Source organism: Nitratidesulfovibrio sp. (assembly GCF_040373385.1).
Classification (GTDB): Bacteria; Desulfobacterota; Desulfovibrionia; order Desulfovibrionales; family Desulfovibrionaceae; genus Cupidesulfovibrio.
On sequence record NZ_JBDXXH010000004.1, the window covers coordinates 432,825 to 458,452 of the forward strand.

Annotated in this window: 18 protein-coding genes and 2 pseudogenes; 7 read left to right on the forward strand and 13 right to left on the reverse strand. The window is 66.3% G+C overall.

The window, feature by feature from the left end:
• Positions 1-101 precede the first annotated feature (101 nt).
• Positions 102-1,127, forward strand: a complete 1,026-nt coding sequence (locus tag ABWO17_RS10065) for a threonine aldolase family protein (protein ID WP_353118116.1) — start codon at positions 102-104, stop codon at positions 1,125-1,127.
• 226 nt (positions 1,128-1,353) lie between these two features.
• Here the strand turns inward: ABWO17_RS10065 and ABWO17_RS10070 are convergent, their stop codons facing one another.
• Positions 1,354-2,934 carry an autotransporter outer membrane beta-barrel domain-containing protein gene (locus ABWO17_RS10070; protein ID WP_353118118.1) on the reverse strand — a complete coding sequence of 527 codons (1,581 nt, stop codon included), beginning with the start codon at positions 2,932-2,934 and terminating at the stop codon, positions 1,354-1,356.
• 746 nt (positions 2,935-3,680) lie between these two features.
• Positions 3,681-4,814 carry a polysaccharide deacetylase family protein gene (locus ABWO17_RS10075; RefSeq protein ID WP_353118119.1) on the reverse strand — a complete coding sequence of 378 codons (1,134 nt, stop codon included), beginning with the start codon at positions 4,812-4,814 and terminating at the stop codon, positions 3,681-3,683.
• A gap of 397 nt (positions 4,815-5,211) precedes the next feature.
• On the opposite strand from ABWO17_RS10075, the gene ABWO17_RS10080 reads away from it, so the two are divergent.
• The 6 genes from ABWO17_RS10080 (at position 5,212) to ABWO17_RS10105 (ending at position 12,865) form a co-directional block, all read left to right on the forward strand.
• Positions 5,212-6,168, forward strand: a complete 957-nt coding sequence (locus ABWO17_RS10080) for a DnaJ C-terminal domain-containing protein (protein WP_353118121.1) — start codon at positions 5,212-5,214, stop codon at positions 6,166-6,168.
• A gap of 66 nt (positions 6,169-6,234) precedes the next feature.
• A complete protein-coding gene (locus ABWO17_RS10085; protein ID WP_353118123.1) occupies positions 6,235-6,585 on the forward strand; it encodes a chaperone modulator CbpM in 351 nt (116 codons plus the stop codon).
• A 175-nt stretch (positions 6,586-6,760) separates the two neighbouring features.
• On the forward strand, positions 6,761-9,349 hold the full coding sequence (gene clpB, locus ABWO17_RS10090) for an ATP-dependent chaperone ClpB (protein ID WP_353118125.1): 2,589 nt from the start codon (positions 6,761-6,763) through the stop codon (positions 9,347-9,349).
• A 367-nt stretch (positions 9,350-9,716) separates the two neighbouring features.
• Positions 9,717-10,307 (forward strand): peptidylprolyl isomerase, encoded by a 591-nt coding sequence (locus ABWO17_RS10095; protein WP_502914903.1) that lies wholly within the window; start codon positions 9,717-9,719, stop codon positions 10,305-10,307.
• 342 nt (positions 10,308-10,649) lie between these two features.
• Complete coding sequence (locus ABWO17_RS10100) at positions 10,650-12,146, forward strand: aspartate ammonia-lyase (protein ID WP_353118234.1); 1,497 nt, start codon at positions 10,650-10,652, stop codon at positions 12,144-12,146.
• Positions 12,131-12,865, forward strand: coding sequence for a cyclase family protein (locus tag ABWO17_RS10105; RefSeq protein WP_353118127.1), 735 nt, complete (start codon positions 12,131-12,133; stop codon positions 12,863-12,865). Before ABWO17_RS10100 ends, ABWO17_RS10105 begins: the two co-directional genes overlap by 16 nt.
• A 337-nt stretch (positions 12,866-13,202) precedes the next feature.
• Here ABWO17_RS10105 and ABWO17_RS10110 read toward each other — a convergent pair whose 3' ends face one another.
• The 11 genes and pseudogenes from ABWO17_RS10110 to ABWO17_RS10160 form a co-directional block, all read right to left on the reverse strand.
• Complete coding sequence (locus ABWO17_RS10110; protein WP_353118129.1) at positions 13,203-15,512, reverse strand: methyl-accepting chemotaxis protein; 2,310 nt, start codon at positions 15,510-15,512, stop codon at positions 13,203-13,205.
• A gap of 468 nt (positions 15,513-15,980) precedes the next feature.
• Positions 15,981-16,859: a 4-hydroxy-tetrahydrodipicolinate synthase gene (gene dapA / locus ABWO17_RS10115; protein WP_353118131.1), complete on the reverse strand. Its 879-nt coding sequence runs from the start codon at positions 16,857-16,859 to the stop codon at positions 15,981-15,983.
• 131 nt (positions 16,860-16,990) lie between these two features.
• Positions 16,991-17,839: a diaminopimelate epimerase gene (gene dapF, locus ABWO17_RS10120; RefSeq protein ID WP_353118133.1), complete on the reverse strand. Its 849-nt coding sequence runs from the start codon at positions 17,837-17,839 to the stop codon at positions 16,991-16,993.
• Positions 17,840-17,891: 52 nt separating this feature from the next.
• Positions 17,892-18,653 (reverse strand): annotated as a pseudogene (locus ABWO17_RS10125) (UshA-like (seleno)protein family 2); the annotation flags it as partial.
• A gap of 12 nt (positions 18,654-18,665) precedes the next feature.
• Positions 18,666-19,187, reverse strand: coding sequence for a hypothetical protein (locus ABWO17_RS10130; protein ID WP_353118136.1), 522 nt, complete (start codon positions 19,185-19,187; stop codon positions 18,666-18,668).
• Positions 19,188-19,307: 120 nt separating this feature from the next.
• Positions 19,308-19,592: pseudogene (locus ABWO17_RS10135) on the reverse strand (HU family DNA-binding protein); the annotation flags it as partial.
• 210 nt (positions 19,593-19,802) lie between these two features.
• Entirely contained in the window at positions 19,803-20,621 is an 819-nt protein-coding gene (locus tag ABWO17_RS10140; protein WP_353118138.1) for a MinD/ParA family protein, read from the reverse strand.
• 91 nt (positions 20,622-20,712) lie between these two features.
• Positions 20,713-21,693, reverse strand: coding sequence for a GGDEF domain-containing protein (locus ABWO17_RS10145; RefSeq protein ID WP_353118140.1), 981 nt, complete (start codon positions 21,691-21,693; stop codon positions 20,713-20,715).
• Positions 21,674-22,805, reverse strand: a protein-coding gene (gene prfB, locus ABWO17_RS10150; protein ID WP_353118142.1) for a peptide chain release factor 2 whose coding sequence is annotated in 2 segments (ribosomal slippage) — positions 21,674-22,729 and positions 22,731-22,805 — 1,131 coding nt in all. Because the reading frame shifts where the segments join, the coding sequence is not laid out codon by codon here. The genes ABWO17_RS10145 and prfB overlap by 20 nt, the downstream gene beginning before the upstream one ends.
• 43 nt (positions 22,806-22,848) lie before the next feature.
• On the reverse strand, positions 22,849-24,417 hold the full coding sequence (gene lnt / locus ABWO17_RS10155) for an apolipoprotein N-acyltransferase (protein WP_353118143.1): 1,569 nt from the start codon (positions 24,415-24,417) through the stop codon (positions 22,849-22,851).
• A 339-nt stretch (positions 24,418-24,756) separates the two neighbouring features.
• Positions 24,757-25,578 carry a hemolysin family protein gene (locus ABWO17_RS10160; protein WP_353118145.1) on the reverse strand — a complete coding sequence of 274 codons (822 nt, stop codon included), beginning with the start codon at positions 25,576-25,578 and terminating at the stop codon, positions 24,757-24,759.
• Positions 25,579-25,628 lie beyond the last annotated feature (50 nt).

Sequence of the window (25,628 nt, forward strand, 5' to 3'; positions counted from 1 at the left end):
TTTTTCATCCCGACGGCGCGTGCGCGCCGCCGCACCACGCACACCGGACGGGGCCGCGCCAATCGGCCCCTCACGCAAGAGCCAGAGCAGGAGACACACCAGTGAGCCTCAAGAGTTTCGCCAGCGACAACACCTCGGGCGTGCACCCGCGCATTCTCGCCGCCATGGGGCGCGCCAACGCCGGGCACGCCCACCCCTACGGGCAGGACCCGTACACCGAGCAGGCGAAAGAGGTGTTCGCCCGGCACTTCGGGCCGGACATCGACATGTATTTCGTGTTCCTGGGCACGGCGGCCAACGTGCTGGGGCTGCGCGCCGTGACCCGGCCGTGGCATTCGGTGGTCTGCGCGGACGTGGCCCACATCAACGTGGACGAATGCGGCGCGCCGGAATCGGTGACCGGGTCGAAGTTGCAGGTCATCCCCTCGCACGACGGGCGCATCCGGGTCATGGACGTGGTGCCGCTGCTGCACATGATCGGCAACTTCCACCACAGCCAGCCGCGCGTCATTTCCATCACCCAGTCCACGGAACTGGGCACCGTGTATTCCCCGGCGCAAATTCGCGCCCTGGCGGACTTTGCCCACGCCAACGGCATGCTGCTGCACATGGACGGCGCACGGCTGGCCAATGCCGCCGCTGCGCTGGACGTGAGCCTTGCGGCGCTGACCCGCGACGCGGGCGTGGACGTGCTGTCCTTTGGGGGCACCAAGAACGGCATGATGTTCGGCGAGGCGGTGATCTTTTTCAATCCGGAACTGTCGCGCGAATTCAACTTCATCCGCAAGCAGGGCATGCAGCTCATTTCCAAGATGCGCTTCATCGCCGCGCAGTTCATTGAAATGCTGCACGACGGCCTGTGGCTGGAAAACGCCCGCAACGCCAACACCATGGCCCGGCTGATGGCCGACAGCCTGCGCGGACTGCCGCACGTCACCATTACCCGGCCCGTGGAGGCCAACGCGGTGTTCGCGCGCCTGTCGCCCGAGCACATCGCCAAATTGCAGCAGGATTTCTACTTCTATGAATGGGACCCGGTGCTGCACGAGGTGCGCTGGATGACCAGCTTCGACACCACCGAGGAAGACGTGCGGGAATTCACCGACGCCGTGAAGGCGCTGGGGTAGGTAAGACGCCTTTCGACACGATTTCGGCGTCAGGATGATGAAAGAGTGGGCGTATGCAACGGCATACGCCCACTCATGCATTTGTACGGAAAGCTTGTTCGATACAACGTTAGTCGTAACAATCATCGCCCGCATGCAGCAGCTTGGGGCGAAATTCCGGCCACGCTTCGTTGCAGCGATAAGCGGGCAGTCGCCATGCCGCAGCCAGGCCGGATATCAGGGGGCATCAGAACTCGTACATCAGCGACAGATTGCCCCCCACGCCCTCGCGCACGCCGGTATAGCCCTGTGCGCCCAGATCAAGCGAAAAGCCGCTGTCCGGCAGGGGCTTCCATATGATGCCCGCTTCGCCCACGCCCGTGCCGCCCTTCAGGGTTGGCGCGGGTGCGTCAACTCCGGCCACCACGCTGTGCGCCGTGCCGTCGAATTCGTATTCCCATGCCGCGCCGGTGTATGGCGTGATGCACTTGTTCAGCGCGTAGCCAAAGCGCGCCCCAAGGCGTGTGCGGTACGAATCAATGTCGTCGAATGTTACCGGGTCGCCCAGTATGCGCACGTCCGCCCCCGTGGTGTGCGTCCAGAAGTACTTGCCGTACAGGTCAAGCCAGGCCTGCTCGCTGATGTTCCATATGTACCCGAGTCCCGCATGCGCGCCGTAGTAGGCGACGTTGATGTCGTATTCGGCCTCTCCCAACATGGGGTTCAGGTCGTCGCTCCTGTAGTCGGAACTGAGCCTGCCCGCGCGCACCGTTGCCTCGGCGTACAGCCCGCGCGCCATGCCTTCGGTGGCTTCCACCCGGCCCAGCAGGCCGCCGCCAGCGGAACGGCTGTCGCCCCGGGCCGTGATGCTGTCGCCCGCCGCCGTTTCGTTGTGGCTGTCGTAGGCGCCGACGCTTGTTTCGAAGAACGCCCCCACAAGCAGGTCCGCGCCGCTCACGGGCAGGCGCTTGGCCAGACCGGTCATGAGGGCGAAGCTCTGCATGTCCACATGAGAGCCGGTCGCATAGCGAGAGGTTGTGCCCGACGTGGCGCCGAAGCCAGCCCAGCCTGCCTGCGCCATGTTGTCCGCGCCAAGGACGGCAGCCGCGCGCGCGTTGCCCATGCCGGGCCCGGCCGCAAGATCCGCGCCTTGCGTCACAAGGGCGATGCTGGCCGCCTTGCCTTCGGACGGGGATTTGCGCACGCCTTCGTCGGTCTGCCCGGCGCTGGTCACCCGGGCCACCAGACTGTTGGAGGTTGTTTCCAGGCTGAAGGTGTAAAGGCTGGAAATGCCCGCCATGCCCGTGACGTTGTTGGTCATGCCCGCATCGGCGGTGAGGCTGGGAGCTTGGATAAGGGTAACGGTGTCATTGACGGCCAGCGGGGTTCCGCTGCCCATGATGCCCACCCCCACGGTGGTGGGGGCGGTGGAAGGGCCGCTGGAGGGCGTGCTGATATTCACGCCTTGGGTAACAGTAAGCACCGTGTCGCCAGCCCGGACCGTCTCTGGCAGATAGAACCGGAAGTGCTGGAAATTTTCGATGGAAGCTGCCTGAAGGTTCAGGGTGTGGATTTCCAGCGTGTTGCCGGTGCGGTCGTCCGAACCGGCTGCGGAGTGCCCGCCGATAAGGTTGGCAAGGCTCAGGTCGGGGCTGTCGAAGATGCGCAGGGTGTTGTCGGTAGCGTCGTGATCCCTGGAATATCCACCAAAGACGTCGGTGTGTATCGTGCCGCCAGTAATGGTTACAATGTTTTGGTAGGCGTATTCGGTTTGGGTGTATCCGCCGTATATTCCTTCGCCTGCATGTGTGCCGCCAGTTATTGTCACCAGGTTGTCCAAGGCATGGCCGCCCACGCTGAAGCCGCCGATTACGGGGCCGGAAACGCCTGAGTCGATAGTGACGTCCCCTCCCGTGGCATAATGATAATCGTAACTAACGGAGCCGATGTAACCGGGATTCGTGAAGTCCGCGACGGGGCCGGTTACACTGCCGCCCGAGTTGGCGGCTCGCAATGGTGCGGCCAGTGCAAGCGACGCCAGAAAGAGTAGCGCCGCCGCGGCACGCGCGGCATGGCTGCGCGTGCACTGCCGAGATTCTTTTGCCTGTGGGTTCCACAGGCGCAAGGACAAGAGCATGCCCCCCCCTGATGTACTGTTGTGACGTGGTGTTTCCCCAGACGGTCTGCGGGCGCAAGTATGCCCGGTGCCGCGGGTGCTGGCATCGGGCATTGATTGCGGCTCAGCCTTTCGGGTGTTATCTGGGCTGGTTCTATGTTAATGGAATGTAATGAGAATGTAAACGTGTCATGCCCCGTGTCGGCAAAAAATCGAGGCGTTGACACGGAGACGGCGCGGCACTCCGGGAGGGGGGCACCTGAACGGCATGCAGGGGATTTGCCACCGCACTGTTTAAGCAGGTCTTGCAATCGGACCTGCAATATGTTCGGTGACCGGGCTTGAAATCGGGACGGGGATCGGTGTTGCGGTGGGTCCGGTGTGAGGCGGGCGGCAAGCTGCTGCGTCATTGTCTGCGGGGGCCGTGTCGCAGCGCTCCGCGCCTGACCTTGCTGTGCCTACAACCGCATCTTCGCGTACAGCCCGGCCAGCCAGGGGCGAGAGTACAGGAAAAGGCGCAGCAGCAGCCACGAGCCGGGCTTGTCCTTGGCCTTGAAGCGGTGCACGTGGGCGGCACAGCCGGGCGGGTTGGGTCCCATGGTGGTGGCGAAGAACACGGAAAAACCCTGGGTCCGCGCGATGTCGCGGGCCTCGTCGCAATAGGCGCCCCACGGCCAGCACAGCGAGCGCACGGGGTGCCCCAGTTCGTCGGCCAGGGTGGCGGCGCAGGCGGTCAGTTCGCGGGTCATGCGGGCGGTGCGGTCGGCGTCGGATTCCGGCTGGCCAAGGCCGGACGGCGTGGCGGCAAAGGTTTCAACCAACGCTTCAAGTTCGTGTACCTTGCCGGAATCCTGGAAAAAGGCGTAGGCCCCGGCCTTGTCCTGCGGAACCAGCGCGCGGATGGCGTCCACCAGTTGCGGGTCTGGCACGAAGGCACGGCGCAGCAGGGCGGGGCGCTGGGGAAAGGCGGGCAGCCCCCACGGCACGGCAAAGTCCACCCGGTCGAAGGTGCGCGAGCGATGGCCGGGCGCGTGAAAACCCGTGTATTCCGGCTTGGCGAACACGGCGTGGTGCCAGTGGGAATGGGCGGCCACGGCCATGGTGCCGTCGGCCTCCATCAGCCGGGCCTCGTCCCAGTTGCAGAACAGGTCCTTGCGTTCGTCAAAGCCCAGTTGGTGTCGCACGTAGGGGGCATCCACGCGGGGCAGCCCGTCTTCGCGGATGCGTCCCGCGCGCACGTCGTCAAGCGTGGGCCGGGGCGCGCCCTGTTCCAGCTTGCCCGCCACGGCAAAGATGACACCCTTGTGCCCGTATTTCTTCAGGATGGGCCAGGCGTAGACATAGTTGTCCAGAAACCCGTCGTCAAAGGTGATCAGCGCGCTGCGCGGCGGCAGCGGGGCTTCGCCCAGCAGGTAGTCCTCTGCTTCGGCCAGGCCGATGCCGGTCCACCCGGCGCGGCGCATGGCCCGGCAGTGGGCCTCGAAGGTGTCCGGGTGGACGGCGATGGAATTCTTTCTGCGGCTGACGTAGTGGTACATCAGCACGGGCAGGCTCTTCAGGCCAGCGGATGCGGCGGGGCGGGATGCGGACATGCGGTGACGGTGGCTGGGCCGGTTTGGGGGTATGCAGGGGCGGGGGCGTGGAGACACGGTCCCGTTCGGCGTCTGTAGCGCAACGGCCCGTGATCGTCGAGGGGCACGGCAGCCGTGCCGGGGCCATGCGCGGGCGGCATGACGGGTGCCCCGGCGGGACGTCTGGTCGCCAGTCGGGGGCGCATCCGGCAGGACATACGGCAGGACATCCGGCAGGGCATACGGCAGGACATCCGGCAGGGCATCCGGCAGGGCATCCGGCAGGACATCCGGCAGACAACAGGCGCATTGTCTGTCGGTCTTTTGACGCAAGGCGCTTGACACCGGGGCGCGTCGGATTATCCTACAATGGCAGCAGGTTTGCAGCCACCTGGACAATAAAGGAGAGCTATACGAGATGGCAGTCGAATACAAGGACTATTACAAATTGCTGGGCGTGGAGCGTTTCGCCCCGCGCGACGACATCTCGAAGGCCTACAAGAAGCTTGCCCGCAAGTATCACCCGGACCTGAACCCCGGCGACAAGAACGCGGAAGAGCGCTTCAAGGAAATCAACGAAGCCTACGAGGTGCTCAAGGACGACGAGAAGCGTCGGCTCTACGATCAGCTCGGCCCCAACTGGCAGCATGGACAGCAGTTTCAGGGTGCGCCCGGCTTCGAGAACATGCGCTTCGACTTTGGCGGCGGGCGCGGCTTTGAAGGCGGCGGATTCAGCGACTTCTTCGAGACGCTGTTCGGCGGCGGCGGGGCGCGGGCGCGCGGGCCGGGAGGTCAGGGCGGCTTTGGGCCGGACCCGTTCGGCAATTTTTCCGCGCGGCAGCGGCGCGGCCGCGACGTGGAGGCAGAATTCTCGCTGGCGCTGGAAGAAGCCTACCGGGGCGGGCGCAAGGCCGTGACCCTGCGCGAGGCGGGCGGCAGCACCAAGACGCTGGAAGTGAACATTCCCTCCGGCGTGCGCGAAGGGGGGCGCATCCGCCTTGCCGGTCAGGGCGACCCCGGCATGGGCGGCGGCCCGGCGGGCGACCTGTACCTGAAGGTGCGCATGGCTCCCCACCCGCAGTTTACCCTGGATGGCGACAACGTGATCTACGACCTGCAACTGGCCCCGTGGGAAGCGGCGTTGGGCGCCACGGTGCGCGTGCCCACGCTGGACGGCGAGGTGGACGTTACCGTGGCCCCCGGCGCATGCAGCGGGCGCAAGCTGCGGCTGCGCGGCAAGGGGCTGGGCACGGGCGCGGCACGCGGCGACCAGTACGTGCGCATCGGCATCCGCACGCCGGGCGAGGCCACCCCGCGCGAACGGGAACTGTGGGAAGAACTGGCCCGGACCTCGGCGTTCCGGGCGCGCGACTAGCGGACAGGAAGACCGGAATTGATGCGGAACCCCGCCGACACGACTTGCATCCGGAGGTGACACCACATGTACCCCGATGACGGCAACGAACCTGGATATGACCGGGGGCACGGCCTTGCGCAGGGCGGTGAACTGCCCACCCGCTCGGAATTCATCGCCTGGGCGGAATTCCTTCAGGTGTCCGGCGTGCACCCCAGCCGCCTGGGCGAACTGATCGAACTGGGCTGGCTGGAGCCGCGCCGCACGGCGGGCGAAGGCTACCTGTTCCGCCGGGTGGACGTGTACCGCACCCGCAAGCTGGAACGCATCTGCGCCGACTTCGAACTGAACAGCCTTGGCGGCTCCATCGTGGTGGACCTGCTGGACCGCATCGACCGGCTGGAACGCAGGGTGCGCGAACTGGAAGCGCAACGATAGCGTCATGACCAGATAGCGTCATGACCAGATGAGTGCGCGGCCCGGCAGCGGAGCATCCGCACCGGGCAGCAACAGATTTTCCGCCACGGGCGCGCCGCCCCCGGAAACTTCCGGGGGCGCAGGCAGCCCACCGCATTCTTGGCCCGGCCCCGCCGGGCAAGGGGGAAAGGACGCCATGGACATCAACAAGTTTACCGAAAAATCGCAGCAGGCCATCGCAGAGGCCCAGTCTACCGCCGTGCGCCTTGGGCACCAGCAGGTGGACGTGGAGCACGCCGCGCTTGCCCTGGTCCGTCAGGAACAGGGGCTGGTGCCGCGCCTGCTGGAACGGGCGGGCTACAAGCCCGATGCCTTTGCCGCCGCCCTCGAGGCGGCATTGCAGAAGCGCCCGGCGGTCAGCGGCCCCGGAGCGGGCCAGGGGCAGATCTACGTCACCCAGCGCCTGAACCAGGCCCTGGTGCGCGCGCAGGACTTTGCCAAGCGGCTCAAGGACGAATACGTCAGCGTCGAGCACCTCATCTGCGCCTTTCTGGAAGAACCCGCCTCCACCGACATGGGCCGGGTTGCCCGCGAGTTCGGCCTGACGCAGGACAAGCTGCTGGCCGTGCTGGAAGACGTGCGCGGCGCGCAGCGCGTCACCTCGCAGAACCCGGAGGACACCTACGAGGCGCTCCAGAAGTACGGGCGCGACCTGGTGGAAGAAGCCCGCAAGGGCAAGCTGGACCCGGTCATCGGGCGCGATGCGGAGATCCGCCGCGTGGTGCGCATCCTGTCGCGGCGTACCAAGAACAACCCCGTGCTCATCGGCGAGGCGGGCGTGGGCAAGACGGCCATCGTCGAGGGCCTCGCCCACCGCATCCTGAAGGGCGACGTGCCGGAGGGCCTGAAGAACCGCAGCCTGTTCGCGCTGGACATGGGCGCGCTTATCGCCGGGGCCAAGTACCGGGGCGAGTTCGAGGAACGGTTGAAGGCCGTGCTGAAGGAAGTGGAAAAGGCCGAGGGCCGCATCCTGATGTTCATCGACGAACTGCACACCATCGTGGGCGCGGGCAAGTCCGACGGGGCCATGGATGCTGGCAACCTGCTGAAACCCATGCTGGCGCGCGGCGAGTTGCACTGCATCGGCGCCACCACCCTGGACGAGTACCGCAAGTACATCGAGAAGGACCCGGCGCTGGAACGCCGCTTTCAGCCGGTGGTGGTGGACGAACCCACGGTGGAGGACACCATATCCATCCTGCGCGGCCTGCGTGAACGATTCGAGGTGCACCACGGGGTGCGCATCAGCGATTCGGCCATCGTCGAGGCGGTGACCCTGTCGCACCGCTACATCACCGACCGCCAGTTGCCGGACAAGGCCATCGACCTCATCGACGAGGCCGCCGCGCTGATCCGCACCGAAATAGACTCGCTGCCCGCCGAACTGGACGAGGTGAACCGCAAGGTCATGCAACTCGAGATCGAGCGCGAAGCCCTGCGCCGCGAGAGCGACGCCGCCTCGCGCGAGCGGCTGGAAAAGCTGGAGAACGAACTGGCCGACCTGCGCGCCCGCCAGGCCACCCTGCTGGCCCAGTGGGAACGTGAAAAGGGCTCCATCGACGCCGTGCGCACCATCAAGGAAGATATCGAGCGCACCCGCCTGGCCATCGACGAGGCGGAACGCAACTACGACCTCAACCGTGCTGCGGAACTGAAGTATTCCAAGCTGCTGGAGCTTGAGCGCAAGCTGGCCGCCGCCGAGCATGGCGACGACGAGAACCGCCTGCTGAAGGAAGAGGTGCGCCCCGACGACGTGGCCGAAATCGTGGCCCGCTGGACGGGCATTCCGGTCACCCGGCTGCTGGAGTCGGAGCGCGAGAAGCTGCTGCGCCTGGGCGATGTGCTGCACGAGCGCGTGGTGGGGCAGGACGAGGCCGTGCAGGCCGTCGCCGAAGCCGTGCTGCGCGCCCGGGCCGGGCTGTCCGACCCTGGGCGGCCCATCGGGTCGTTCATCTTCCTTGGCCCCACGGGCGTGGGCAAGACCGAGCTGTGCAAGACGCTGGCGGAATCGCTGTTCGACAGCGAGGACAACATCGTGCGCATCGACATGAGCGAGTACATGGAGAAGCACGCGGTGGCCCGGCTCATCGGGGCGCCCCCCGGCTACGTGGGTTACGACGAGGGCGGGCAACTGACCGAGGCGGTGCGCCGCAAGCCGTACAGCGTGGTACTGTTCGACGAGATAGAAAAGGCCCACGCCGACGTGTTCAACGTGCTGCTGCAAATCCTGGACGACGGGCGGCTTACCGACAGCCATGGCCGCACGGTGGACTTCAAGAACACCATCATCATCATGACCTCCAACATCGGGTCGTCGCACCTGCTGGACGGCATTACCGAAGGCGGGGAATTCCGCCCCGGCGTGCGCGACAGGGTGATGGACGAGATGCGTCGTCACTTCCGCCCCGAGTTCCTGAACCGGGTGGACGAGATCGTCATGTTTCGCCCGCTGCTGCCCGAGCAGATCGGACGCATCGTGGAACTGTTGCTGGGCAGGCTGCGGGGGCGGCTGGCCGAGCGCAAGATCACCCTGGAACTTACCGATGCGGCGCGCGACTTCATCGCCGAATCGGCCTACGACCCGGTGTACGGTGCGCGGCCCCTGCGGCGCTACCTGCAAACCAACGTGGAAACCCCGCTGGCCCGCCGCCTGATCTCGGGCGACCTGAAGGACGGGCAGCATGTGGCCATCGGGGTTAGGCTGGACAAGCTGACGTTTGAGTAAGGAGTATGCCACACTTGGGCCTTTCGCCCTTCGGCTGCGTCAGATTCGCCTTTTGCTCCGGTCACGTACGAGAAAAGTACGCTCCCTTCACAAAAGGCGAATCTTCCTTGCCGAAGAACGAAAATCCTCAAGTGTGGTCATCCTCCTGAAGAAAAGAGAACAGTGGGTGTAAGGCCTCGTCGCCCGTCATGCTACGGCATCTAGCGTGGCCACAAGGATGATGGCTGCAAGGTGTTTGCGGCATGTAACCTGAGGCCGCCCCGCCGCCCATTGGTATGCCATGCCGATTGCCCTGCGGTGGTGCTTCTGGTAATGGCACCGGCACGGGCGGTTCGCCCATCCAACTTTCACATTCCCGGAGCAAAGCATGCGTTGGTTGCTGCTGGCCGCGCTTACGGCCCTTTTCGCGTTCGCAGGTCACGGAACCGCCATGGCGGCTTCGGCACAGAGGGGACACACGGTGATCAAGCTGGAAACGAGCATGGGCGACATCGTCATCGAACTGGATGACGAAAAGGCCCCCAAGACCGCCGCCAACTTTCGCGAATACGTCGCGGCGGGCCACTACGATGGCACCATCTTCCACCGCGTCATCGACGGTTTCATGATCCAGGGTGGCGGCTACGACGAGAAGATGCACGAAAAGCCCACCCGCGAACCTGTCGAGAACGAGGCCAACAACGGCCTGCGCAACGAAAAGTACACCCTGGCCATGGCCCGCACCATGGCCCCGCATTCCGCCACCGCCCAGTTCTTCATCAACGTGAAGGACAACGCCTTCCTCGACCACCGCGCGCCCACCATGCAAGGGTGGGGCTACGCCGTGTTCGGCAAGGTGATCGAAGGCACCGACGTGGTGGACAAGATCAAGGCGGTGCGTACCGCCACCGTGGGTTCGTTCGAGAACGTTCCCACCACCCCCGTGGTCATCAAGAAGGCCACCGTGCTGCCCAAGTAGCCTGCAAGGCTTGCGGCACCACGGGCGGAAACGCACCGGCAGCGCCCCGCACCCCTTTACGGGTGGCGGGGCGCTTTCACGTGGCGGGGCTGCCCATAGGCGGGCGGCCCCAAGGGTGGTATGGTGCAACCGTGCGTGTCCGATATGATGGGCATGCCGGGCATGGTGGACATGCCGGGCATGATGGGCATGCCGGGCATGGTGGACATGCCGGGCGTCATTGGCGTCATCAGCGTCATTAGTAGCATGGGCAACACGGGCAGCACGGGCAGCACCGGCGGCACGGGCCGCCAGGTACGGCACCCACATCACGACATTCCGGCAGCAAGGACAGCATCTCCCATGGAATACCGCATCGAGCGCGACAGTCTTGGTGAGCGCAAGGTACCCGTCCACGCCTACTACGGCGTGCAGACCCTGCGGGCGCTGGAGAATTTCGACGTTACCGGGCTGACCATCGGCCGCCACCCGCTCTTCGTGCAGGCGCTGGCATCGGTGAAGAAGGCCGCCGCCCTGGCCAACATGGAACTGGGCCTGCTGGACGCTGATGTGGGCCGGGCCATCGTGCAGGCCTGCCGCGAGGTGCGCGAGGGCCGCTTTGACGAGCAGTTCGTGGTGGACATCATCCAGGGCGGTGCGGGCACCTCGGTGAACATGAACGCCAACGAGGTCATCGCCAATCGCGCACTGGAGCTGATGGGCCGGGCGCGCGGCGAATACGGCGTGGTCAGTCCGCTGAACCACGTCAACCTCTCGCAGTCCACCAACGACGTGTATCCCACGGCCTTGCGCATCGCACTGGTGTGGTATGCGCGCGACCTGGGCACCTCGCTGCGCGAACTGCGCGACGCCTTCCACGCCAAGGGCGAGGCCTTCGCCGACGTCATCAAGATGGCCCGCACCCAGTTGCAGGACGCCGTGCCCATCACCCTGGGCGCTGAATTCGCGGCCTACGGGGTGACCGTGGGCGAGGATACCGAGCGCCTGATCGAGGTGGCCCGCCTGCTGTGCGAGGTGAACATCGGCGCCACGGCAGTGGGCACGGGCATCAACACCGTGCCCGGCTACGCGGCCCTGGTCTGCGACCGATTGGCGGACATCACCGGGCTGGCGCTTTCGCTGTCGCCCAATCTGGTGGAGGCCACCAGCGACGCCGGGGCCTACGTTACCCTTTCGGGGCTGCTCAAGCGCGTGGCGGTGAAGCTTTCCAAGATCTGCAACGACCTGCGCCTGCTCTCGTCCGGGCCGTTCACGGGCCTTGGCGAAATATCCCTGCCCGCCGTGCAGCCGGGGTCCAGCATCATGCCCGGCAAGGTCAACCCGGTGATTCCGGAACTGGTCAACCAGGTCTGCCAGCAGGTCATCGGCAACGATCTTACCGTGACCCTGGCGGCAGAGGCAGGGCAACTGGAACTGAACGTATTTGGCCCCATCATGGCCTGCAACCTGTTCCAGTCGCTGGAAATCCTGACGCGTGCGGCGCGTATCCTTCGGGTGCGCTGCGTGGAGGGCATCACCGCCAACCGTGAGCGTTGCCTGGAACTGCTGCACGGCTCGCTGGGCATGGTCACGGCGCTGGCCCCGGTCATCGGCTACGAGGCGGCGGCCAGCGTGGTCAAGGACGCCCGCGCCACCGGCCGCACCCCGCGTGACCTGCTGGTTGAACGCGGCCTGATGCGGCCCGAGGAATACGACGACCTGATGGACCCGGCCAAGATGCTGGGTCCGCGCGACGTGCGCGGGCACCGCAACGGCACTGTGCGGCGAGAAACGCCGGAGAAGGGCACGGCGGTGCAAGGCACCGGGCCGGATGAGGGGGGGGCATGCCCCGTATGCTGAGCTTTGCCCGCCTGGCGGACCTTGCGCACCCCATCGGCAGCGGCATGCCGCGTTGGCCCGGCGACCCGCCGGTAACCTTTCTGGACGTGGCCAGCCGCGAAGAGGACGGCTACGACCTGCGCGCCTTCGCCATGGGCGAGCACAGCGGCACCCATGTCAACGCGCCGCTGTCCTTCCTGCCCGGCGGGGCGGACGTACGCGCGGCGGCACCGTGGCCGCTGCTGCTGCCGCTGGCCGTGCTGGACCTGTGCGGCAAGGCGGCGGTGGACCCCGGCGCGTGCTGCACCCCGGACGACATACTGGCCTGGGAATCTGCCCATGGCCGCGTTCCGCGTGGTTGCCTGTTCGTGTGCAACACCGGCTGGCATCGCCTGTGGTCCGACCCGGACCGGTTCATGGGCGTGCAGTGGGGCGCGCTGCGCGCCGGGCCGGGCGCCGCGCCGCCCATGCAGTTTCCCTCGTTCACGCCCGATGGGGTGCGCCTGCTGGTGCACGAGCGCGGCGCGGGGGGAATCGGCATCGATACGCACGGCGTGGATGCCCCGGACGACGGGGAGTTCCTGTGCAATCGCGCGGCCCTGGCCGCAGGGGCCGTGGTGGTGGAGTGCCTGGCCGCGCTTGACGGGCTGCCCGCCACCGGGGCGCATGTGCTGCTGGCCCCGCTGGGGCTGTGCGGCGGCACTGGTGCGCCAGTGGCCGTTACGGCGTTTGTGCCGTAAGTCGGGCGGGCACCGCCTGTTGTCTGCGACATGACGAAGGGGGAGGAACCTCATGGTTCCTCCCCCTGTATGTTTGCGGTGCCTGCGAAGCGGCGAGATGGTGCAGTGCCCCTGCGTTCTCTAGGGGCTGTCTCCCAATTAGGATTTTCGTTCGTTGGCAAGGAAAACTAGCCTGCCATGAGGGAGTATACTCTTCTCGTATTCGACCGACATGGCAGGCGAAGTTTGACCGCGTTGCGCACGATGCCCGTAGGGCTCGCAAGCTCGCCCAACGGGCACGCTTCGCGCCCTTCGGGTCGGTCAGCCAACGGGCGAAAAGACAATTTGGAGACAGCCCCTAGCTGCGCATGTCGCCAATGACCCGCTTGAGGTCCGATGCCAGCCGCGAGACGTCTTCCACCGCCTGCGACGAATGGCGCATGGCTTCCGCCGTTTCTGCGGCGATACGGGTTATCTCGTCGGTGGAGCGGTTGATTTCCTCGCTGGCGGCGGACTGCTGTTCCGACGCCGTGGCGATGGACCGCACCTGGTCGGCGGTGCTTTCCACAAGGCCCACTATCTCGCGCAGCACATCTCCCGAGCGGCGGGCCATGCCCGTGCCTTCCTCGATGGCGGCGGTGGCCTTTTCGGTGTTGTCGATGTTCTTGCGCGCGCTTTCCTGAATGCCCCGGATGGCGCTGCCCACCTCGTTGGTGGCGGTCATGGTCTTTTCGGCCAGCTTGCGCACTTCATCGGCCACCACGGCAAAGCCGCGCCCGGCGTCACCGGCTCGCGCAGCCTCGATGGCGGCGTTCAGGGCCAGCAGGTTGGTCTGGTCGGCGATGTCGGCGATGACGTTCAAGACCTGGCCGATGCCCTGGGCCTGGGTGCCCAGTTCGGCCATGTCGGCCTTGAGGTGCGATGCCAGGTCGTGGGCATGCTGGATGGTGCGCACCGAGCCGTCCACCACCTCGGCCCCATCCTGGGCGCGGGTCTTGGCCTTTTCGGCCATTTCGGCGGCGCCGCCTGCATTGCGGGCCACCTCGAGCACGCTGGCGTTCATCTGTTCCATGGCGGTGGCCGCCTCGGCGGTACGTTCGCGCTGGATGTCCGAGCCGCGTGCGGACTGTTCGATTTGCGCCGAAAGCTGTTCCGATGCGGCGGCCAGTTGCGAGGCAACCTCGTCCGCCTCTGCCGAGGCGCGGGCGATGCGTTCGTTCTGCTGGGCGATGATGGCGGCCTGGCGCTTCATCTCGGTGGTGTCGATGTACAGGCAGAAGCCGCCGATGATGTTGCCGTCCAGGTCTTGCAGGTAGGTGACGTTGGCCAGCACGTCCACCTTGCCGCCCTTGTGGCCGGTGATGATCACCTCCAGGTTCTTGATGCTGGTCTTCTCGTTCATGGCGCGGCCTACGGCGGTCTTGCGGCCGGGTTCGTTGTAGAACACCTCGGCCAGGGTGCGGCCATACTGCGCCTTGGGATCGGTGTCGATTTCCAGCATGTCCATGCAGGCCTTGTTGGTGAACACCGTGCGTTCCTCGCGGTCCACGATCAGCACGGGCACCACCATGGCCTCCAGCACACTCTGCGAGAAGCCCAGCTTTTCCTTCAGGTCGGCCACCATGGTCCGGATGGAGGTGGCCAGTTCATCCAGTTCGAAGCGGTAGGTGCCGTCCATGACGGCGCGCAGGTCGCCCTGGGCCACCTGCCCGGCGAACAGGCGAATGCGGTTCATGGGACCGAGAATGAGACGCCGGGTGAGCAGCACGATGGAGCCGGTAAGGGCCACGATGGCCACCAACCCGGTCACCGCCAGCAGCATGCGCTGCTGGCGCGCTACTGCGGCCAGGTCATCCTCGTACGCGGAAGAACATATTTTCCAGCCCGTTATGGGCATGGTGCGGCTGACAAGAATTTTCGTCTTGCCCTCCCACGGGTATTCTATCTGCGTCGTCTGCTGCGCCAGGACTGCGCGGGTGAAGTCGTACTTGCTCGCATCGGTCAGCAACAGGGCCTTGCTGGGGTGCGAGAGGAACCGACCGCTGCCGTCAAGCAAGAAGGGGTAGCCGTGCTCGCCGAACTTCACGCTTTCCACGAAACGGGCACTGAAGCTGCTCCAGTTGAGAGTGAGCGCGATACCACCGCCCGACTGACCCATGACATTGAGCACTGGGGCCGCCATGGTGAACAGCACATCCCCCTTGGACCCCTTGAACGGCGTAGTGCCAATGAATTCCTTGCCTGCGGCGGTGGCGGCGAGCACGTCTGGCATGTCCAGCGGCTTGCCGGAAATGTCCTGCCCGTCCTCGGTATACCCGTAGAGCACCTTGCCTGCGGCGTCGAACGCGTAGATGGCTGCATAGTGCGGGTTGCCCTTCAGGGTCTGCTGCAACTGGTCCTTCATGACCAGGCTCGCGCTGCCGTACAGCACCCCGCTGGCCAGCGCCTTCTGCTGGGTCAGCCCGCGCACGGCGGTGAGGTTGCTGGTGACGAAATCTTCCGCCACCTTTTCGATCTGCTGCCCCACCTGGGCCATGTTGGCGGTTTCGCTCCGCAGGGTGCCGTCATAGGCGGTTTTGGACGCAATGAACACGAACGCGCACATGAAGAAGACGACCAGCCCGCCGGTAAGGACGGTGATCTGCGTGGAGATGCTCTTGAAACGCATGGGGTACTCCCGGAAACGATGTATCTCTTGCGGGACTTATCGACACATTCCGGCGGTTGTTTAGGTGCGCCGGGCATGCGGGCATACGCTGAAGGGTGGGGCGCGCCTGTGGTCCGGCGCCCGCCCCCATAGGGGGCCATGCCACAGGCTAGCCGGAAGCGTGGCGGCTGCCAAGCGGTTTTGCGTCGGTCACGGGGCGTGCGTTGGGCGTGATTCGGATGCTCGGTATGGTCGTGCGCAGTGGCGAATGACGTTTGGCGTACTGTGACAGGTAGTTGCGGCGTACTCGTGCGCGGAGCGTGCCGGGGCGTCGGTCTTGGGCGGAGGGCAGGGAAAAACCTGATGGAGGGAAGGGGCGCTGCGTTCAGGCCAGGCCGAAAACACGAACGGGGGGCGCCGTGCGGCGCCCCCCGTGGCAAGACCTGATGCTTCATGTGCGGGACTGTTGCCGGTCCCCTCACCCTGCGGCTAGACGATGCCCGCCGCCGACAGGATGTCGCGCAGGCGCGACTGGTTGGCGGGCTGCAACGGCACCATGGGCAGACGCAGCTCCAGCTCGATCTTGCCCATCATGGACAGGGCCGTCTTGACCGGGATGGGATTTGTTTCCAGGAACATGGCGCGGTTGATGGACGCGATCTCGTAATGCACCCGGCGCGCGGTGGCCAGGTCGCCCGCGAAGAAGGCGCGGCACAGCTCGGACATCTTGGCGGGCACCACGTTGGAACTCACCGAGATGACCCCGCAGCCGCCCACGGCCAGCAGGGGCAGCACCGTGAAGTCGTCGCCCGACAGCACCTGGAAGTCGGCGCCGCAGTATTCGATGATTTCCGAAACCTGGATCAGGTTGCCGGTGGCTTCCTTGACCCCGATGACTTCGGGAATGTCGCGCTTCATGCGGGCCAGGGTTTCCGGGCACAGGTTGATGCCGGTACGGCTGGGCACGTTGTACACGATGAAGGGCATGGGCACTTCGGCGGCAATGGCCTTGAAGTGCTGGTACAACCCTTCCTGGGTGGGCTTGTTGTAGTACGGGGTGATCAGCAGCGCGCCGTCGGCCCCGGCCTGCTTGGCGTAGCGGGTAAGCTCCACCGCCTCGCGGGTGTTGTTGGAACCGGCGCCTGCCAGCACGGGCACGCGGCCCCTGACCTGCTCGACGCAGATGCGGATGACGTCCTTGTGTTCCTGATGGGTGAGCGTTGCCGATTCGCCGGTGGTGCCGCAGGGGACAAGGCCGTTGATGCCCTGTTCTATCTGCCATTCGACCAGCGCGCGATAGCGTTCCTCGTCCACCTCGCCGTTGCGGAACGGCGTGACGAGAGCGGTGAAAGCGCCTTGAAACTGCATGTTGCCTCCTTTGGGCCGGGTACCTGCTGCCCCGGCCTTCGACACGCCGTGCCCGTGGGCCGCCGCTCCTGCCGGTACCGCACGGCCTGAAACGCGCGGCAGCGGCAAGGGGGCCCGGTGGGCCGGGTGCATTACGCCAGGGCCAGCCCCAGCCCTTCCAGGAACATCTCGCCGGAGAAGACGCGCACGGCCTTGCCGGAAAGGAACACCGAGCCGCCTTCAATGGATATGCCAAGGATCTCGCCGCCGGAGCTCCTGACATTCACCGTGGATTCCGTAAGCCCCAGCGCATGCGCGATGTACGCGCCCGCCGCCGCCCCCGTGCCGCAGGCGTAGGTTTCGTCCTCCACGCCGCGTTCGAAGGTGCGCAGATGGATGTTCCTGCGGTCGATGACCTGCGCGAAGTTGGCGTTGGTGCCCGCTGGCGCGAAGTGCGCGTGGCGGCGCAGCGCGGCGCCTAGGGTACGTACGTCCACGGCGGAGGCGTCGCGTTTGAATACCACGGCATGGGGCACGCCGGTGTTCACGAAGTGCACCATGTCGCGGCCTTCGCCAAGGTCCAGTTCTATGCCCAGGGCCAGGTCGCGCGGCGGGGTCAGCTCCACCTTGGCCATGCCGCCGGCCACGTCGGCCTCGGCGCGGATGAGCCCGGCATCGGTGCCGAAGACATGCTTCGGACCGGCAAAACCCAGTTCCACGGCCAGCAGCGCGGCGCAGCGCGAAGCGTTGCCGCACATTTCGGCGCGCGAGCCATCGGCGTTGTAGAAGTGCCAGATGTAGTCGCCTTCGCGGCCTTTCGGCGTCTCGTCCAGAAAGACGAGGCCGTCGGCGCCCACGCCGAAGGCGCGGCGGCACACGGAGCGGGCCCAGTCGGGCATGGCCACGACGGGCAGGCCCAGTGCCCGGTTGTCGATGAATACGAAGTCGTTGCCGCACCCATGCAGCTTGTGGATGGGTACGGTGCGTGCCTTGCCGCTCATGCTGCGTGCTCCTTGTGTTGGCCGGGACCGCGGCGGGCGCGCGTTGCGCTGCCTACCACGCGGCGGGAACCGTGCCGACGACCGCCTCGACGGCTGGATCCGGCTCCACGGCGTCCTTCAGGGGAACCTGCCGGACGGAAATATCAATGCCCACGATCCAGTGCCGGGGCTGGGAGAGGCCCTGAATCCGCTGGGGCCAGGCCAGCACGTCCACCACGTTGACGCTTCGCCCCTGCATGTCTGGCCGGGACCATAGCAGCGAAGGTGCCGCGCCGTCCACGACCCCGTCGAAGCCGGTGCCGATGCCCCCGCCGAGCAGGATGTGGAAGGCCTGTCCAAGCTCCGCCAGGTAGCGCCGCTCGCCCAGTCCGCCCCACCCGGCCACGCCGACGACCAGGTCAGCCCGTGTCCGCGCGGCAAGCCCTGCCTGCACCGCCTGCGCGGCCATGGCAGGGGTGGGGTCTTCCCACGGTTTTGCCAGCGCGGGCAGGAAGACCACGGCCACGGTGCGTTCGTCACCGTCTTGCCCGGCCACGGAGTGCAGGCGGGTGACGGGCTGGTCGCCCGCCTCGCGGAAACCCGTTGGCGTGCCGCCCGCATGATCGCGGAACCAGGCGGCGGCAGCGGCGGAAAGGTAGCCGTCGTCCACGCGCAGCAGGTCGTAGGCCTTGCGCGTCATGGAAGCCAGGCGGCCTGTCGCGTCCTCTCCGGCATCCGGGGCAAATTCGTCGGGACCGGCCAAAACCAGGGTCGGAATGCCGTCCTGTCCCCGCCACTGTCTGAACATGCCTGCCCGCCGGGCAAGCCCACCAGAGGTGCCGCCCCCTCAGGAGGGGCAGGGGTGCAGCGTCCCCTTGGTGCTGGCGTTATACAGGATGCGCAGCACCGGCCTGCCGGACGCATCGCCGAAACCGCCCTGTGCCGCCGAGGTGCCGGGGTCGTCCTGTCCATTCGGCCCGTCCTGCCCATGGGGGGCCACCAGGGCATAGTCCGCCAGTCCGCTCGGGGCGGCAGGCGATGCCGCTTGCGCGGGCATGGGCACGCGGGGCTCACCGGCAGAGGCAAAGGGCAGGCCCGTGGGCAGGCCATCACGCGCCATGGCTGGCGCCGTGGGGGTATGCCCGTCTGTCTGGGCACCTGCCGGGGCAGAGGATGCGGTATCCTGTGCGGAAGCTGGCCGGGCAGTATCCGCCGGGGTTCCACCAACATTGCCTGACAGTGCGGACTGGCCGGACTGGCCGGACTGGCCGGATTGACCGGATTGGCCGGTCATGCCTGACGCGGCGCATGCGGCCAGCAGGGCGCACAGCGCCATGCCCAGCAGGAAACGGCACAGACACGCCGCCATCCCGTTCGGACGCGGCAGGGTGAAGCGGAAAGGGAGGGGCGGATGCGGGCGAAGCGTCGGGGCGGCGGCACGGAGAGCCCGTGCCGCCGTGCCGTCAGGCGATGGCTGCGAGGGCATCGCCTAATCGTTGAGGAATTCTTTCAGTTCCTTCCCGGCGCGGAAGAAGGGCAGGCGTTTGGGCTGGACGACGACCATGTCGCCGGTCTTAGGGTTGCGACCGGAGTAGCCGCCGTAGTCCTTGACCTTGAAGCTGCCGAAACCGCGAATTTCCACGCGGTCACCATCGGTCAGCGCTTCCTTCATGTTGTCCACGAAGGTGTTCACGACCATGGCGGCTTCCTCGATGGGGATGTTCGTCTCTTCGGACAGCGTCTTGATGAGTTCGCTCTTGTTCATGGAATCCTCCGTGGTGCGGCGGTGCGGTGGGGGCGGCTCGTTTCGCCCCGGATGACGTGGCCGACGTGGCCGGTAACTTCGATACGTGGCGTGGTGCCTGCCGCCGGATGCGCTGAAGTCTTGTCACGACAGCCCTTCCACAGGGGGAGGGTAGGGTTTCGTGGCAATTCCAAAGACAATGGACGCACTATGGCCGAAGATGGTCAAGGTTTCAAGGGGTTAATATGCCTCTTCCGAAAGTGCGCGCAACGGGGGCCTGTCGGCCAGTTCCGGCAGCAGTGCGGCGCGCATGCGTTGCAGCTTTACCGCGATGGAAAAAAGGTCTTGCGCGGCGGGGGATTGCGGCGCAACGCGCATCAGCGGCTTCTGCTTGCGCACCGCGTCCGGCACGGCCTTGTCCAGGCGCACGCCGCCCAGGAATTGTGGCTCGATGTCCAGGAACTTGCGGCAGGCTGCGGCCAGGCGTTCGAAGGTCTGCGTCTCTTCCTTGCGCGATTCCGCCTGGTTGACGATGACGAAGAAGTCGCGCACCCCGTGCTGGGTGGAAAGCACCTTCATCAGCGCATAGCTGTCGGTGAGCGAGGTGGGTTCCGGCGTCACGATGACGATGCGCAACTGGGTCATGGCAGCGAAGGCCAGCACCGTGGGGTTGATACCCGCGCCAAGGTCCAGGAACAGGAAGTCGTAGCGCGAGAACAGCGGCTCCAGCTTGCGCACCAGCAGGGCGCGCATGTCGCCGTCCATCTCCACCAGTTCGGGCACGCCCGATGCGGCGGGCAGGAAGTCGAAACCGCCCTGCTCGATGGGCACGGCGATGTCGCGCGGGGCGGCGTCGCTGTCCAGAAGGTCCTGCATGTTCCTGTCCGGGGCAATGCCCAGCAGTACGTCCAGGTTGGCCAGTCCGAGGTCGCAGTCCATGAGCAGCAGGGGATGCCCGCCGCGGTACAGGCAATAGCCGAGGTTGAGGGCGATGTTGGTCTTGCCCACGCCCCCCTTGCCGCTGAGTATGGAAACACTGAGTGTGGTGTTCTGCGTCATGTTTCGTCCGTGCATCAGGCCCGGTGGGCCGTGGGGCGATGGTTGGCGCCGACGTCCGTGGCGGCCCGGCGGCGCGGGGCATCAGCCCCGGCTAGTCGTCATTTCCCGAAAAAAGAAACTGCTTCTCGTCAGACTGCACCATGGTCGAGCGGTCGTAGTCGGGCACGCCCGGCAGCCGGTGCACCCGCACGCGGGCCTTGCCGGCGGCCTTGGCCTCGTACAGGGCCTTGTCCGCCCGGTCCAGCAGTTCTTCGGCCCGGCACACCGTGGCGCCCTTGCACCCGGCGATGCCCGCCGAAAAACTGATCCGGAAGGTTTCGTCACGGCATTCGAAGGATTCGTCGCGCAGGTCCTGCAACAGCCGCTCAAGCAGGGCCTGGGCACGCAGGGGCGAGGCGCCCGGCAGCAGCAGGACGAATTCCTCGCCGCCGATGCGGGCCGCGACGTCGTAGGCGCGGGTGGCGTCGCGCAGCAGTTCGGCCATGCGGCGCAGCACAAGGTCGCCGCAGGCGTGGCCCCAGGTGTCGTTGACCCGCTTGAAGTCGTCCAGGTCCAGCATGGCCAGGCAGAGTTCCGTGCCGCCCCGGTGCACCCGTTGCAGTTCCAGTTCCACCTGGCGCAGGAAGGCCCGGCGGTTCATCAGGCCGGTGAGGGGGTCGTGGTCGCGCTGGTGGGCCAGGTCCTCCACGGCCTTTTGCAGTTCGCGCAGGTTGAAGTTGGTGCTTTTGTCCAGTTCGATGGCAAACCACTGGCGCAGGCCGTGTTCATCAGCCAGGGTCCGCCAGCGGTGCCGGGTCATGCCCGGAAACAGGCGGGCCACAGCCAGCAGGGGGCCGCTGGCAGGGTCCTCGCCGTCAGGATTCATATTGTCCGGGCCGGAACTGGCCGGGGGCACACTGTCCGGGTTCGAACCAGCGGACGCAGCGCGCGCGGCCTCTTCGGCCAGCGCACGGCGCAGGGCGTCCAGTTCGCCCAGCAGTTGGGCGTAATTGCCGGGGGCGTCCGCGCTGGCGGGCTTGTCAGCCCTGTCGGGACGACCAGTGTCGGCGGCGTCAGTTGGTTTTCTGGCCATGGAGGTACAGCAGATAGTCCCGCAGGAGCTGATCGATGCGGCCGTCCAGCACGGCCTCGACGTCGCCAATTTCCGTATTGGTGCGGTGGTCCTTCACAAGGCGGTACGGTTGCAGCGTGTAGGTGCGGATCTGGCTGCCGAAGCCGATGGCGTCCTTGCCCGCGTACTGGGCCTTTTTCTCTTCTTCCAGCTTGCGCAGTTCCAGTTCGTACAGGCGGGCCCGCAGGATCTGCATGGCCGTGTCGCGGTTGCTGTGCTGCGACTTTTCGTTCTGGCACTGGGCGGTAATGCCCGTGGGCAGGTGGGTGATGCGCACGGCGGAACTGGTGGTGTTCACGCTCTGGCCGCCGGGACCGCTGGAACGGAAGATGTCGATGCGCAGGTCCGTTTCCTTCATGTCCACGGTGATTTCCTGGCCCACGTCGGGAATCACGTCCACCGAGGCGAACGAGGTGTGCCGACGGCCGGATGAATCGAACGGCGAAATGCGGATAAGCCGATGGATGCCCTTTTCGCCCTTGAGCAGGCCGTAGGCGTTGGCCCCGGCCATGCGCAGGGTGACGCTTTTCACGCCCGCCTCGTCGCCCGCCAAGTAGTCCAGGTATTCCGCCTTCATGTCATGGGTGTCTGCCCAGCGCAGGTACATGCGCACCAGCATCTCGGCCCAGTCCTGGGCTTCGGTGCCGCCCGCGCCGGGGTGGATTTCCACGATGGCGGGCAAGCGGTCTTCCTTGCCGGAGAGGAGCATGTTCATCTCCGTCTCCTGCAACAGGGTTTCCAGCGCGGCCACCTGGTCGGCCAGCGATTCCAGGGCCTCCTGCCCCGGTTCGCCCGCCGCCTCTTCCTCCTCGGCCAAGGTCAGCCATTCGGTGACGTCGCGGCGGCAGGTTTCCAGCCGCTCAAGGCGTGTTATCTCGCCTTCAAGCTGGCTTTTTTCCTGCAAGACCGGGGTGAGTCGTTCGGGGTTGTTCCAGGCGTCGGGGCTGGAAAGCTGGCGCTCGATTTCGTCGAGGCGGTTGCGGTTGCCCGCAAGGTCAAAGACGCCCCCAGAGCGAGGCGTACTGGTCGATGAGGGCGGCGCTGCGCGCGCGCAGTTCGGCAAGCTGAAGCATGTGGATGGTGTGTCTGTTTGCGGGGTTGTGCGTGGGGCGTGTTCTAGGGGCGGCGGCGTGCTGGCCACAGCAACGCAAGGAAGGCCAGCACGAGGGCCACGGGCCATACCAGATGGTGTATCCGGTGGAACACGGTGGCTTCCGTGCGGGCCGTGGCCATGCCGCTGATAACTTCTGCCCGGAACAGGCCGCCGCGTTCGGCGATGCGCCCGTGCGGGTCGATGAGGGCGGAAATGCCGGTATTGGTGCCGCGCAGTACGTAGCGGCCCTGTTCCACGGCTCGCAGCACCGACAGTTGCAGGTGCTGTTCCGGGGCCGAAGTGGTGCCGAACCACGCGTCGTTGCTGATGTTCACCAGAACGTTGGCGCCGTCGGCAACGCGTTGCTGCGCCAGTTCCGGAAAAATGGTTTCATAGCAAATGAGCATGCCCAGCGCAAGGTTGCCAAGCCGTAGCGGGGCCACGTACGCGCCAGGTGTGAAATCGCCCACGCCCTGCATCAGGGTTTCCAGAAAGGGCATGTCCAGGCCGGGGGGGGCGTATTCGCCGAAGGGAACAAGGTGTTCCTTGTCGTAGTGCCCGGCGTCGCCGCCGTTTTCGTCCACCAGCATGGCCCGGTTGTACAGCAGAAAGCCCCGCTTTACCGGCGCGTTGACATAGCCGGGCGTGCCCACCAGCACCGGGGTGCGGTTGGCGGCGGCAAAGGCGCGGATGGCCGGGCCGAATTCCTTGTGCTCCTGAAAGTAGAAAGGCATGGCCGTTTCTGGCCACACGATCAGGGCGGGGTGCCCGGCGCTGACGGCATCCTTGCTCAGGGCAAGGTAGCGGTCCACGGTGGAGCGCTGGAAGGCCGCCTCCCATTTCTGGTCCTGGTCGATGTTGCCCTGCACCAGCGCCACCCGGAACGATTCGCCATCCTTGGGCAGGCCGCGCGACAGGATGTAGGCGCCATGCCCCACCAGCCCGAAGGCCACCAGCGATGCCCCCAGCGCGCAAGCCAGGGTCTGGGCCAGGGACGCGGGGGACACGGAGCGCCGCACGCCGGGGCAGCGGGGACCGCATTCCGGGGCGATGGCGCCCATGGTCCAGCATACCACGGCCACCAGCAGGCCGGACAGGCCATAGGCACCCACCAGCGAAACGCCCTGGATGGCTACCGGCCACGGAACGAAGGCGGCGGACAGGGTAAGCCACGGAAAGCCGGTCAGGAACACCCCGCGCAGCACTTCCAGCAGCAGCCACACGCAGCCCAGGAACAATCCGCGTCGGAACGGGCCCAGCCGGTCGCGCGTCAGGTGCACGGCAAGGCAGAACAGCCCACCGTACAGGCCCACGTAGGCGCCGATGGCCACGGCGCAGGGCACGGCCAGCACCCATGGCAACTGGCCATATTCATGCACGGGCAGGGCCAGCCAGTACAGGCAGGCCGAGGCGCCGACGATGCCGGTAAGCCAGCCCAGGCGAAAGGCGGGCCACCGGCCCGGTGCGCCAAGGCCCAGCAGCAGCAGGGCGAGGGGATAGGCAAGGGCGAGCAGCGGCAGTTGGGCCAGAGGGTTGGGAAAGCCCAGCCACAACCCAAGGGCGCCGAGAAGGATGCAGAGTGCGTTGCGCATGCGAGGAGGTGAAACCCCCGCTGGGGGAAAAGTCAAGTGCTGCAAGGTTACGGATGCGTTGCAGGAAACCGCGCGGGGAGCGGCCTGCGCACGGATTTTTAGACCGGGAACGGTGATGCGGGGACGTGGGGCAGGGCAACGGCACACGCATCGGCCAGCATGCGGGGGCATGCTGGCGTGGGGTGCATGGTGCGCGGAACTGGCCTGATTGGCCGAATTCTCCGGAGTGGCCGAATTGTCCATGGGCGTGCCGCGTGCCCGCATGCAGCGGCAGGGGCCGTGCGGTGCGCATCACCCATCAGACCCTCGGCCCCGCGCAGAGGGCAGGCTGCCCGCCCGTCAGGCTGCGTCCAGCGGCCCCACGCGCACGGTACGGATCTGCTTGGCGTCGGCCTCGGCCACCTCGAAGCGGCGTCCGGCAAGGTCGAACGTCTCGCCCGCCTGGGGCACGTGGCCCGCCAGCATGCTGAGATAGCCGCCGATGGTGTCCACCTCGTCCGAGTCCAGGCTGATGCCCAGCTCTTCCAGGTCTTCCAGCAGGGCGCGCCCGGAAAGCTGGTAGTTTTCACCGTCCAGGACCACGATGTCCTCGTCGCGCGGGGCGTCGTGTTCGTCCTCGATGTCGCCCACGATGAGTTCCAGCACGTCCTCGATGGTCACGAGGCCGGACGTGCCGCCGTACTCGTCGAGCACGATGGCCATGTGGTTCTTGCGACCGCGAAATTCCTGGAGAAGTTCGTAGACGTTCTTGGTCTCCGGCACGAAGTACGGCTCGCGCATCAGCTCGGCCACCGGTGTTGCGCACCCGGTGGGATCGACGAAGCAGCGCAGCAGGTCCTTGGCGTAGACCACGCCCACGATGTTGTCGCGGTTGTCGCGGTAGATGGGGATGCGGGAATGACCAGAGGCGACGATGCGCTCGATGACCTCTCCGAGGGAGTTGTCCACTTCCACGCAGTCGATGTCCGTGCGGGGGGTCATGATGTCCTGGACCTGCGTGTCGTCGAGGCTCAGGATGTTCAACAGCATCGAGCCTTCGTCGGCGTCCAGTTCGCCGTCTTCGCGGGCTTCGATGATGGCCTGCTCCACCGAGTCGCCGGTGCGGTTCTGGAACAGCCGCGTGATGCGCGACCAGATGGGACTGCCCGATTCTCCGTCCAAGGGGGGCTCCTGTGTTGTGGTGACGTCGCCGTGGGGCGGGGCGGTATTCG